The organism is Sulfuriferula sp. AH1, assembly GCF_002162035.1.
GTDB lineage: Bacteria > Pseudomonadota > Gammaproteobacteria > Burkholderiales > Sulfuriferulaceae > Sulfuriferula.
Window position 1 is genome coordinate 346,916 of record NZ_CP021138.1, and the last position, 12,480, is coordinate 359,395.

Below are 12,480 nucleotides of genomic sequence, written 5' to 3' on the forward strand. Positions count from 1 at the left end.
CGGTAACGGAGAAGTGTCTAGTTTAGAGCTTGTATGCGGCTTGTCAAGCAATGAGCGACGGTGCCTGCACCGTCGCAAATGATGCTTACTTGCCCATGTGTGGCGAGGAAGAATAACGTTCCATCATGGTACGGTCTTTCCATACCTTTTCGTCCAGAACGGCAGATGGGATGCCGTACTGATCTTCTTGCGCAACTGCTTTTTCCATGACGATTTTTGTTACGTCATCATAAGCGATCTTGTACAGGAAACCGCTCTTGTCTGTCATGCGTGCAATCATGGCATTTTCAAACATCTTGTATACGTAGATGTTGGCGGGACGCAGTTTGCCATCCGGTGCGCGCCAAGTGATGGTGTAACGTGTGTTCTCTTTGAAGTTGCTCTTATCCACTGCCATACTCCTATTGTTGCTGAGCATCACGCTCGGTTTTTGAATTCGGGAACGTATCCACTGTATTTAAAGGAAATACAAACTCGCAAAACTTTATCATGGAAACACAGGGGCGTAAACAGCTGAGATGGAGTTGGCATTGGCTTTAATAATATTTATAACCCCATTAAAGATTATAGTTTGCGTTAAGTGGGGCGGTTGAGGGAAAATGCAACGCTCAGGTTATTGTCCACTTTTTAAAAAAGTCGCTATCCCAATGAATGCAATTGTAAAAATCGAAAATCACGACAAGCAGGAAATCAAATTTACTACTTGTTATATGTGCGCCTGCCGCTGTGGCATCAAAGTCACTTTGGAAGAGGATAAGGTCCGGTTTATTCAAGGCAACCGCAATCATCCGACTAATCAGGGGGTGCTATGCGCAAAAGGTTCCGCGGGCATCATGAAACAGTATTCGGCTGCCAAATTACGCAAGCCGCTGATGCGCAAGCCGGGTTCCGAGCGGGGTGATGGCGAATTCGTTGAGATCGAATGGGATCAGGCGCTGGATATGCTGACCGAGCGCTTGTCGGAAATTCGTGCGACCAACCCGTCCAAGCTGGCGTTCTTTACCGGGCGTGATCAGATGCAGGCGTTGACCGGTCTTTGGGCGCAGCAGTTCGGAACCTTGAACTGGGCGGCTCACGGCGGTTTCTGTTCAGTCAATATGGCTGCGGCCGGTCTGTATTCCATCGGTTTCTCGTTCTGGGAATTCGGTGCGCCGGATTGGGATTACGCCAAGTATTTTATTATGTGGGGTGTCGCGGAAGACCACTCATCCAACCCGATCAAGATCGGCCTGGAAAAGCTCAAGCGTCACGGCGGCAAATTCGTCTCGGTGAATCCGGTACGTACCGGCTATTCTGCGATTGCAGATGAATGGATTCCGATCAAGCCGGGCATGGATGGTTTGCTGGCGCTATCGGTTGTGCACGTTCTGCTGTCGCGCGAATTGTTCGACTGGGATTTCCTGATTCGTTATACCAATACAGCCTGGCTGGTGGTTGATACTCCGGGTCAGAAGGGGCATGGCTTGTTCCTGCGCGACGAACAGGGCAATCCGTTGGTGTGGGATATTGAAAAGGAAACGTTCGTCAATGCCTTGGCAAAAGATGTTGCGCCGGCCTTGTTTGGCGATTTCGTTGCGCCGGATGGTCGTCCGGTGAGGACGGTCATGAGCTTGACTGCCGAGCGTTATCTGGATGACTGTTATGCGCCAGAGAACGTGGCGCAGGAATGCGGCGTACCGGCCGAAACCATCGAGCGTATGGCGTTGGAGATGGCGCATGTGGCATTCAAGGAAACGGTCGAGCTGGATATCGAATGGACCGATAGCTGGGGGCGTAAGCACGATAAAGTGATAGGTCGTCCTGTGGCAATGTATGCGATGCGCGGCATTGCGGCGCACTCCAATGGCTTCCATGCCTGTCGTGCGGTGCATTTGATCCAGATGCTGCTGGGTGCGCTGGATGGCCCGGGCAATTTCCGTGCACGAGCGCCTTATCCCAAACCGATCCCGCCGCATCAGCTGCCGGAAAACAATATTGATGTGATTAATGCGCCGAATACGCCGTTATCGCGCACGCCGCTGGGTTTCCCGACGCGGCCTGAGGATTTGGTGATTGATGCCGATGGCAAGCCGTTGCGTATCGACAAGGCGTATTCCTGGGAAATCCCGATCGCTTCGCATGGTTTGATGCATATGGTGATTACCAATGCGACCAATCACGATCCTTACCCGATTGATACGCTGCTGCTGTTTATGTCCAACATGGCTTGGAATTCGACCATGAATACCAGGAATGTGCAGGATATGCTGCGCGAGAAAGATCCTGCCAAGCCTGACCAGCATAAGATCCCGTTCCTGGTGGTGGTGGATGCGTTCCATTCGGAGATGGTTAACTTTGCTGATCTGGTATTGCCTGATACCACTTATCTGGAACGCCACGACACGATTTCGTTGCTGGATCGGCCGATTTCCGAGCCGGATGCAGCGGCAGATGCAATTCGCTATCCGCTGGTCAAGCTGGATCGCGATGTGCGGCCTTGGCAAGAGGTGATGGTGGATCTGGCTTCGCGCCTTAAATTCCCGGCATTTACCAATGCCGATGGCACGCCAAAATTCAAGAACTATCCCGATTTTATCGTGAATTATGAACGCGCGCCAGGAATAGGCTTCCTGTCAGGCTGGCGTGGCAAAAACGGCGAGAAATCGCTAAAAGGCGAGCCGAATCCGAAGCAATGGGAAAAATATATCGAGAACGAGTCGTTCTTTGCGCACCATTGGCCGGATAGCCAGAAATACAACCGGTTCGCCAACAAGGAGTATCTGGATGTTGCGGCAGAGGTCGGTTTTGTCGGCAAATCCGAACCGATCATCATGCAGGTGTACTCCGAGCCTTTGCAAAAATTCCGTTTGGCCGGACAGGGTCTCTACGATGGTCCGCAGCCAACCAGTCCGGTAGATCGCGAACGCCTCGCTACATACTTCGATCCATTGCCAATGTGGTACAAGCCGCTGGAACAGGAAAGAGTTGACGAGAAGGAATATCCGTTCTTTGCGCTGACGCAGCGTCCGATGTTGATGTACCACTCGTGGGATTCGCAAAACGTATGGCTGCGGCAGATTCTGGCGCAAAACTATATGTACATGAATCGCGGCCAGGCTGGTCGTATGGGGCTGCAGGATAATGACTGGATATGGGTGGAATCGCATAACGGCAAGATCCGTTGTCAGTTGCGTACCATGGAAGGCACACAGGAAAATACCATCTGGACCTGGAATGCGATCGGCAAGCAGGGCGGTGCCTGGGGCTTGAAAGCGGATGCATCGGAAGCTAAAAAGGGATTCCTGCTGAATCACCTGATTTCGGAACTGCTGCCGGCCAGGCAGGGTGAGCGCCGCATTACCAACTCTGACCCCGTGACCGGACAGGCCGCCTGGTTCGACTTGCGGGTCAAGGTGTACAAAGCAGCTGAGGGCGAAGAAGGCAGCTGGCCGGAGTTTCCCGCATTGAAACCGCTGCCATGGGATGATGGCGAGCGTCCGGATGTGTTGCGCTACAGTACGCGCACTGACGACTAATGCTGCTTATCACATTGAATTAGGAAGAGATAAATGAGATTAGGTTTAGTGATCGATTTGGACGTATGCGTAGGTTGTCACGCCTGCGCCATTGCTTGCAAAGAGTGGAATGCATCGGGGGCAACAGCACCGCTGACCGACTATCAGCCATACGGTGCCGAGCCGTCGGGTGTGTGGTTTAACCGGATTCGTAGTTATGAAGTGGGCGAATACCCAAATAACAAAACGATAAATTTTCCGATGTCCTGCATGCATTGCGAGGATGCTGACTGTGTAACGGTATGTCCGACGGGTGCTTCCTACAAGCGTGCCGAAGACGGCATTGTGCTGGTTGATCAGACTAAGTGCATGGGTTGCAACTACTGCTCATGGGCATGTCCTTATGGCGCCCGTGAATTGGATCGCGAATCGGGCACGATGAAGAAATGCACGCTCTGCATAGACCGGATTTACGACACCATGATGCCGGTGGAAGAACGGCAGCCTGCCTGTGTGCTTACCTGTCCCGCTCATGCGCGGATGTTTGGCGACATGGATGACGCAAATTCTGCGGTGAGCGTGGTTATACGCGAACGCGGTGGATACCAGTTAATGCCTGAGCTGGGATATAACCCGACCAATCATTATTTGCCTGTGCGTAAAGCCACGCCAATCTCTACCGAAAATCTGGGTAAAGTGGGCTTCAAAGGCCGGCTCAAAGGCATTGTAAACAGAATCGTTAAACGCTAAGTCGTCTCGACTTGTGGGCTATTTAAATATTTAGGGAGTAAGAAATGCATCCCGCATTCTCGGTTATCTTTTTTACAGTAAGTTCTGGCGCGGGTTTCGGCTTGTTCGCATTGTTAGTGCTTGCGGATTTGTTGGGTTTGGGCGGTGGATTGTCGACCGACCAGAAATTGACGGCAGGTGTTATTGCGTTATTTTTGGTGTCGGCCGGGCTGTCGTCGTCCGTGTTTCACTTGGCCAACCCCAAGAATGCTTGGCGCGCTTTCAGTCGTTATCGCACATCCTGGCTGTCGCGGGAAGGCGTGTTTGCGGTCATCTTCTTTCCATTCGCAATAGCGTATCTGGGGCTGACCTGGCTGAACTGGGCGCAGTTCGATGTGTTGAAGATGGGGATGGGTATCATTGCGGCATTGCTTGCTTGGACCACGATATTCAGCACCGGCATGATTTACGCATGTCTGAAAACGATACGCCAGTGGAATTCGCCACTGGTGCCCGCAAATTATCTGGCATTGGGGCACTTCCTCGGGGCGCTGTTATTGCTGGCCGTGGCAAGCGGGGGTGGGGTTGAACTTGGTTCATATGTGTCACTTGCAATGGGGTTGCTGGTGGCCGCCGCCGCACTGAAAGCAATATATTATTTCTGGATCGCCAACCCGGGGGCAACTTCATCAATTCAAACCGCGACGGGTTTTACGCGCGGTACGGTGCGGCTGCTGGATACCGGACATACGCACGGTACGTTCCTTACCCAGGAATTCGGTTTTAAAATTGCACGTCAATTTTCCCTGTTATTGAAGGTTGTCGTATTTGTGGCGGCATTTGCTTTGCCGGCCGTATTGCTGCTTGCAACGCTGCCAACCCAGGATAACCTGTTTGTGGTCGCTGCAGTGGCTATAGTGGGCATAATTGCAGAGCGCTGGCTGTTCTTTGCAGAAGCTCGCCACGTAGTAAATTTGTATCATGGCGCTCAGCGCACTTAAATATATTAGAAAACTATTTGCATCGTTTCATCATTTTGGTATATTAGTAAACTTTGATAAATTTGAGGCAGTTATGTACGGTTTTAAAGAAGTTGATGTGCAGGGTTTGGAGCAGCTCGAAGCAAGCTCGGATTGCATGTTGATTGACGTGCGTACAGACGCAGAAGTGTCTCGGGGCGGTATAGAAGGCGCAGTACATATTCCATTGCATTTGCTGCCTCTTAAAGCTCAGGATTTACCCAATGATCGTCCGGTAGTGTTTTATTGCCAATCGGGCGGGCGTTCGGCGCAAGCTTGTGCATTTGTGGCCTCAAAGGGAATAAGCGAAGTCTATAATTTGCAAGGCGGGATTATGGGTTGGATTCGTGCAGGTAAGCCGTTATCATCCATTTAAAATTTTGACGCGTGCAAAATGAGTTAGGTTTGTTATTTTTTAAACTGAAGGAGACAGAGATGAATTTTGATAAAGAATTAGATGCAAAAGGTTTAAATTGCCCATTACCGATCTTGCGTTGCAAGAAGAGCTTGGCAGATATGGCCGCTGGCCAGGTTCTGAAAATTGTTGCAACAGATCCCGGTGCGATCAAGGATTTCGAAGCTTTTGCCAAACAAACTGGTAATGAATTATTGTCTTCCGCGCAGGCGGGTGGTGAATTCACCTTCTTCATGAAGAAGAAATAATAAAATTTATAGTGTCGCGGAACGCGATGGATGCGTTTGGCAACATGCAATAAGGTATGAGGAGTTAGGCATGGATCAAAAGAAGCTTGCAATCATAGCAACCAAGGGCACATTGGATTGGGCGTACCCACCGTTTATTTTGGCATCTACCGCAGCAGCGTTAGATTATGCGGTGGAGATATTTTTTACGTTCTATGGCTTGCAGTTGGTTCGCAAGGATCTGTCCGTGTTAAAGGTTAGTCCCTTGGGTAACCCCGGAATGCCGATGAAAATGCCGTTTGGTCCTAAATGGTTCCGTGGCATTAACTGGAATGTGCCAAACGCGATACAAGCTCTGGTGCCGGGATATGAGTCCGTGGCGACTGTTCTGATGAAGCAGACAATTGCTAACAATGGTGTGGCCACAATTGCAGACCTGCGCATGATGTGCCAAGAAGCCGATGTGAAATTTCTGGCTTGTCAAATGACGGTGGAGCTATTCGGCTTTGAGCACAGCGACTTTATTGACGGGTTGGAATACGTTGGTGCGGCTTCCTTCTTCTCGTTTGCTGGTGATTCGGATATTTGCTTGTATCTGTAAGATTTTGCAATAAACTGATTATTAGGTAGTGAAGCCGGGGACAAAATTCCCGGCTTGTTGCCGCAACGGTTTGGTAAATCCACCGAGCTGTCAAACAACTGGTTGTGCAGTAGTTGACCGGTTCCTAAATTTAGCCATTTCTAATTAGAAGTGGTATTATTTTCGTCTTGATATTTTAATTGTCTGGGCTACGCTGAATATTCCAGTCTTTAATGTTACGGCATGATTAATCGAGAGGTGCATAATGGCAACTTACGCTGAAATGCGCGAGATTTATGATGATATACGCAGCGATTTTCGTTACGATCATGAATTGAACGGGTGTTTGAATTGTGGTATCTGTACCGCGACCTGCCCGTCGGCGCAATTTTATGACTACAGCCCACGTGAAATTGTCCAGTTGTTATGGACGGAAAACGTTGAGCAAATTTATGATGCGATGCAGGAAAAAATCTGGGCATGCGCTCAGTGCATGACTTGCGCGGCACGCTGCCCGTTTAAGAATTCCCCTGGCGGTCTGGTTATGATCATGCGTGAAGTATCTATCAAGCATGGTATGCAATCGGCAAAGGATGTATTGCGTCCGTTCGGTCGTGTAATGCTGAAGCTGATTACGACCGGTAACCAGTTGTCACCAGACATGATTCAGCCGGATCACTTTCCGGATTGGGGTCCGAATATTCAGAAGGTCGAAGGCGATCTAAAAACTTTGCGTAAGGCAATTCCCGTTCGTACATTGCAAACGACTGACACTGCTTGGGAAGTTTCGTTAAAAACATCGGTAGAGATGTACACCATCTGGGAAATGACAGGTGTGTTGTCTTCTTTGGAAGCGATGGACGAAAACTTATTTGACGTAATCGAAGATTTTATCGACGAAAAGCGCGAAGAGTACGAAGAGTGGCTGGAAGAGCAAGAAGACGACTGATCATTTACGCCGATTCTGTAAGTTAATTTATCAGGAGATCCATCATGAGCAATACTGCCAATGGAAGTGAAAATCAAGGAATTGCTGGGCACGGTTCATTTTTCCAGCAAACCAATCTGTCAGGTGCGGAAGCTGCTAAAGCAACCGAATGGGTGCGTAAGCATGTGGATAAGCGCACGATAGACTTAGGCGAACGGATGGATGACATCCGTGATCATATGTGGGAATTGGAAAAAGATGGGCAAATCATTGTTCATCGTATTACCGACGATCATAAGCCGGTAGACGTACAAACCCTTTTTGGCTGGAACAAGCGCGTTCCAACCACGCAGTTGTGGCATCACAAATCATGCGGTCAGTGTGGAAATATTCCGGGTTATCCAACCTCGATTTTGTGGTTCATGAACAATTTCGGGTACGTGCCAGGTAAGGATTATCTGGATGAAACCGATCAGACGTCATGTACCGCATGGAATTACCATGGCTCTGGCATCGGTAACGTGGAGTCGTTGGCGGCTGTGTTTATGCGCAATTTCCACCAGGCATATATATCGGGTAAGCAGCATGGTTTTGAAGCCGGGCATTTCTATCCATTGGTGCATTGCGGAACTTCCTTCGGTAACTACAAGGAAATTCGCAAATACCTTGTTGAATCGGCCGAACTGCGTGAACGCGTGACCAAGATCCTGGGTAAATTAGGCCGTTTGGTTGATGGAAAGCTGGTGATTCCAGAAGAAATTATCCATTACTCGGAATGGGTGCATGTGGTGCGCAACCGGATTGCTTCCGAATTGCAGACCGTTGATGTGTCAAACATTCGTGTCACCATGCATGCTGCATGTCATTACTACAAAATGGTGCATGAAGATGCGATTTACGATCCGGAAATTCTGGGCGGTAACCGTACTGCAGTAGGTAGCTCGATGGCTTTGGCGCTCGGCGCTCAGGTGATTGATTACTCGACCTGGTACGATTGCTGTGGTTTCGGATTCCGCCATATCATTTCCGAGCGCGAGTTCACTCGTTCATTCACCATGGATCGCAAGATCCGCGTTGTGCGTGAAGAAGCAAATGCCGACGTGATGTTGGGAATTGATACCGGCTGTATTACCACCATGGACAAAAACCAGTGGATCGGTAAAGCGCATGATAATGATTTTGCAGTGCCTATCATGGCTGACGTGCAATTTGCCGCGCTAGCTTGCGGTGCAGATCCATTCAAGATTGTGCAATTGCAATGGCATGCTTCGCCATGTGAAGAATTGGTTGAAAAAATGGGTATTTCCTGGACAGAAGCCAAGAAAACCTTTGAGGCCTATTTGAAAGAAGTGGAAGCAGGTAACATCGAGTATTTATATAACCCTGAGCTGGCATTAGGAGGCCGTCAATAAAATGTCTGATACCGTTTTAGTAGTGGGCGCAGGCCCGACTGGTTTGTCTGCTGCGGCAGGTGTGGCTTCTATCGGCAAAAAAGTAATTTTGGTCGAAAAAGAAGCTGTTCTCGGCGGCGCGCCAATTTTGTCCGGATACGCTAAGTTAGTGCCGTCCGGTGAATGGGCGAAAGACGCGATTGGTCGTATGGTCAAACGTGTTGAAGATAATGCAAACGTGACAATCCATAAATCGACAAAAGTGGTCAAGGTTGAAGGCGAAGCTGGAAACTTTACCGTGACTTTGTCAAATGGACAGTCCGCAAATGTTGGCAGCATCATTCTTGGTACCGGTTTTACCCACTTTGACTCTATTAATAAGCCGGAATGGGGCTTTGGAACTCATGAAGACGTATTGACGACGACTCAAATGGAACAAATGGTGGCGAATGGCAAGATTGCATGCCCTTCTAACGGCCGTGTTCCAGAGCGCGTTGCAATCCTGTTATGTGTGGGTTCGCGTGATCGCCAAATCGGTCGTGAATGGTGTTCCAAGATTTGCTGCACCGTCTCAACCAACCTCGCGATGGAAATCAAAGAGATTTCTCCGACTACTGAAGTATTCATCTATTACATGGATATCCGCACATTCGGTCTTTATGAAGACAAGTTCTACTGGAAATCCCAGGAAGAATTCAAGACCAAATTTGTCAAGGCTCGTATTGCAGAAGTAACCAAATCTGCAGATGGTCGTTTGCTCGTCAAGGGCGAAGACACATTGGTTAAGCGTCCGATTGTTATTCCAATGGATATTGTTGTGCATGCTATTGGTATGGATCCAAGCGAAGAAAATCCAGAGCTTGCCAAGATATTTGGTATCGGACTGGAAAAACATGGCTTCGTAGACAAGGGCGAGCAATACACCAGCACCTTTAGCAGCACACGTCGCGGCATCTATGTCGGTGGCGCGGCACTGGGTCCGGAAGATATCGATACCAGCATTTCGCATGGTCTTGCAATGGCAATGCGCGCTGTGGGTGACATGAATGCTCTGGTTCAAAAAGCAGCCTAATAGTGCGATTACAGAAGGTGAGGCGGATTTAATCATTCCCGCCGAGCTTTCTGTGCCACTTGATGCAAGGCAATTTCAGCAACGATTCTCTGCATTAAGTCATATAGCAGAAGAAGATGCTGGAATTGACGCGTTTTTGGCCAGCTTGGAGGCTAAACATAAACTCTTTTCCAATCTGCTCAATCAGGATGTAATTGAGCAGTTGACCATGGATGGTGTAGAAGCATTGCTGGAAACGGTATTTTCAGCCAGGCGCAGGGTATATCCAGCGTTCAGCGCAATGGGAATTGCCGCAACAACTGATGCGATACGTGAATTGCTTTATGGGAAAAGTGCGTTGCTTGACCGTCTGAACCATTTTTCTGAGATTGTGCAGATAAATGATGCGGCGGATAAGGAAACGAGAAAAATAGCCGCCAAAAACCGTCGTGCTGCTTTTGATTTCGGTGCTGAATTATTGCACTTTAACGACCCGATTAAGTATCCGTTGATGACGCGCTGGGTATGGGATCAAAATACCGTTAGTGGCGCTCTGAGAGAGTTTATACGCGGTAATGATACGTTGCCGGACGTGCCCTTGGGTAACAGTCCGGAAATGTTTGAAGGAGCGCGTACCTGGCTGGCGGCGCAGCTGGCAGAGCAGGGTCTGTACAAGGATGTCCATTATTGGGTTGATTTGGTGCAGGCGCAAGCCTATGCGGAGTATTTTCGATCCATGGCAGAGGGTATGCTCAGTGCAGATTTCGGTCGCGCAAGTGGCCCGGCGGATCATATCAAGAAATTTCTGGGGATTGATTCCCCGGCTAAAGAGGGTTTGTCTAGAGTAAGGCGTGATGTGTCTGCTTGAAATGCGCCTCAGCTTACTAGTGACGGCAAGAATTATTTTGCTTGGTTTTGAAGGAATTTAGGAGAAGCTTCAATGGCAATTCATGAAAAAACACTGATTGACCCGGATCGGCTCATATCTAGCGATACCTTGGTTGTTGATGGCGTTGACGTGTCGGGTCACTGGAATACCATGATACTGCCACGCACACTGAAGGAATACGATGATGGTTTCGAGGCTCACATCAAGCAGTTTGATGGTGCAGAAAACGTTCATCGTTGCTGGCAATGTGGTTCATGCACCAACTCGTGCACCATGTACGCGCAGAATACGGATTTTAATCCACGTTACTGGATTTATCTGACACGCTTGGGTTTGAAGGATGAAATCCTGAAAGACAAGGACATTATCTGGCAATGTGTATCGTGTAATAAATGCACAAACATTTGCCCGAAAGACGTACGTCCTGAAGGTGTAATGAAGGCGCTGGCACACTGGATAGAAGCTGAAGGTTACGGCGAAAAATCGAAATCTTCGATTTTTGATGAGGAGTTCGCTCGCCAGTGTTTGGAGCGTGGTCGTATTGAAGATTCTGAAGTCATGACGAATTTCTATAAGAATACTAATCAGGATATCAAGGAAATGGCCTTGAACGGCTGGTTGGGCATCTTTGTGGCGCGGATGAATAAATGGACCGAATTGCGTAAGGGTAACGTATTCAAATTCCTGACGCGGACCCCGATTATGCATTCCCTACATATGGGTTGGTCGATGATATTTAAGCCAAAAACCAAATCCTGGGGCCGTACTGGTGAAGTCCTGAGTCAATATGTGAAAGAACAGAAGGAGTTAGCACATGGCTAAAGTAGCCTATTATCCAGGTTGCGCACTGGAAGGTTCTGGCGGTCCTTACGATCGTTCCACTCGTGCACTGGTAAAAAGCCTGGGTATGGAGATGGAGACCGTTCATGACTGGAATTGCTGCGGTGCGATGGAGGTGAAAAATATTCATCCAATGCTACAAACCTATATGTCTGCACGCGTGATGGCAATAGCCGGCGAGCAAATGGGTTATGACACCGTGATGGCACCATGCAATGGCTGTTACCACAACCTTAAAAAGACCGAATACGAATTGGCGACATCTAAGGATTCTTTGGATACGCTGCAAGGTTTGGCCAAGAAATCTGATGATCCTGTTTACAAAGGTGACGTGCGTACAGTGCATTTACTGGAGTGGCTCATGGAAGACTTGGGTGCAGACGGTATTAAGCAAAAGATTTCCAAGAGCTTGAACGGAATCAAGATTGCGAACTATTACGGCTGCATGTATACCCGTCCACGTCAAATTTTCCCTGAAAAAGACCAAGGGCCTGGTAGCGAATCAAGCTACAAGCCGCATTTCATGGATGACCTGCTGGGAGCTGCTGGCGCGATAAACGTTGATTTCCCTTTGAAAACGGCGTGTTGTGGTGGTGCTCATACCCTGTCTGACGCGGATACTTCTACTCAGCTAGTATTGAACATTATTCAGGCTGCAGAAGATGCTGGTGCTGAAGTAATCGCTACTGAATGCCCAACCTGCCATTCTGGTCTGGAAATGCATCAAGTGCGAGCTGAAACTGAATTTGGTATTAAAACCAACGTGAAAATCCTTTATTTCACGCAGTTGCTTGGTCTCGCAATGGGTTTGTCTGCTCGGAAACTTGGCGTTCATGAGAACGTTAGTGATTCCCTGGACTTCCTGCATGAAAAAGGCGTGGTTTAAACTTTGCCTGTAGGTGGCGGGCGCTCGAATG

Annotated in this window: 13 protein-coding genes; 12 read left to right on the top strand and 1 reads right to left on the bottom strand. The window is 48.8% G+C overall.

Annotated elements, in window-relative coordinates; genetic code table 11:
* Positions 1–85: 85 nt before the first annotated feature.
* Positions 86–391, bottom strand: a complete 306-nt coding sequence (locus tag CAP31_RS01805) for a hypothetical protein (protein WP_087448210.1) — start codon at positions 389–391, stop codon at positions 86–88.
* A gap of 256 nt (positions 392–647) precedes the next feature.
* Between CAP31_RS01805 and CAP31_RS01810 the strand changes: the two genes are divergently transcribed.
* The 12 genes from CAP31_RS01810 (at position 648) to CAP31_RS01865 (ending at position 12,449) form a co-directional block, all read left to right on the top strand.
* Positions 648–3,515 (top strand): molybdopterin oxidoreductase family protein, encoded by a 2,868-nt coding sequence (locus tag CAP31_RS01810; protein ID WP_087445972.1) that lies wholly within the window; start codon positions 648–650, stop codon positions 3,513–3,515.
* Positions 3,516–3,548: 33 nt separating this feature from the next.
* Positions 3,549–4,244, top strand: a complete 696-nt coding sequence (locus CAP31_RS01815) for a 4Fe-4S dicluster domain-containing protein (protein ID WP_087445973.1) — start codon at positions 3,549–3,551, stop codon at positions 4,242–4,244.
* Between the two features lie 44 nt (positions 4,245–4,288).
* Positions 4,289–5,224, top strand: coding sequence for a DmsC/YnfH family molybdoenzyme membrane anchor subunit (locus CAP31_RS01820; protein ID WP_087445974.1), 936 nt, complete (start codon positions 4,289–4,291; stop codon positions 5,222–5,224).
* Entirely contained in the window at positions 5,205–5,618 is a 414-nt protein-coding gene (locus CAP31_RS01825) for a rhodanese-like domain-containing protein (protein ID WP_223247329.1), read from the top strand. Before CAP31_RS01820 ends, CAP31_RS01825 begins: the two co-directional genes overlap by 20 nt.
* Positions 5,619–5,677: 59 nt before the next feature.
* Complete coding sequence (locus tag CAP31_RS01830) at positions 5,678–5,905, top strand: sulfurtransferase TusA family protein (RefSeq protein ID WP_087445975.1); 228 nt, start codon at positions 5,678–5,680, stop codon at positions 5,903–5,905.
* Between the two features lie 70 nt (positions 5,906–5,975).
* Positions 5,976–6,485 (top strand): DsrE/DsrF/DrsH-like family protein, encoded by a 510-nt coding sequence (locus CAP31_RS01835; RefSeq protein WP_087445976.1) that lies wholly within the window; start codon positions 5,976–5,978, stop codon positions 6,483–6,485.
* A gap of 244 nt (positions 6,486–6,729) precedes the next feature.
* Positions 6,730–7,413 carry a 4Fe-4S dicluster domain-containing protein gene (locus CAP31_RS01840; protein WP_223246771.1) on the top strand — a complete coding sequence of 228 codons (684 nt, stop codon included), beginning with the start codon at positions 6,730–6,732 and terminating at the stop codon, positions 7,411–7,413.
* Positions 7,414–7,457: 44 nt separating this feature from the next.
* The gene (locus CAP31_RS01845; protein WP_087445977.1) at positions 7,458–8,804 is read left to right on the top strand and encodes a heterodisulfide reductase-related iron-sulfur binding cluster; all 1,347 of its coding nucleotides are present in this window, start codon (positions 7,458–7,460) and stop codon (positions 8,802–8,804) included.
* 1 nt (position 8,805) lies between these two features.
* Positions 8,806–9,855 carry a CoB--CoM heterodisulfide reductase iron-sulfur subunit A family protein gene (locus CAP31_RS01850; protein WP_087445978.1) on the top strand — a complete coding sequence of 350 codons (1,050 nt, stop codon included), beginning with the start codon at positions 8,806–8,808 and terminating at the stop codon, positions 9,853–9,855.
* Positions 9,830–10,702, top strand: a complete 873-nt coding sequence (locus CAP31_RS01855; protein ID WP_087445979.1) for a hypothetical protein — start codon at positions 9,830–9,832, stop codon at positions 10,700–10,702. Before CAP31_RS01850 ends, CAP31_RS01855 begins: the two co-directional genes overlap by 26 nt.
* A gap of 72 nt (positions 10,703–10,774) precedes the next feature.
* Entirely contained in the window at positions 10,775–11,545 is a 771-nt protein-coding gene (locus CAP31_RS01860) for a 4Fe-4S dicluster domain-containing protein (protein ID WP_087445980.1), read from the top strand.
* Entirely contained in the window at positions 11,538–12,449 is a 912-nt protein-coding gene (locus CAP31_RS01865) for a CoB--CoM heterodisulfide reductase iron-sulfur subunit B family protein (protein ID WP_087445981.1), read from the top strand. The genes CAP31_RS01860 and CAP31_RS01865 overlap by 8 nt, the downstream gene beginning before the upstream one ends.
* The last annotated feature ends 31 nt before the right edge of the window (positions 12,450–12,480 follow it).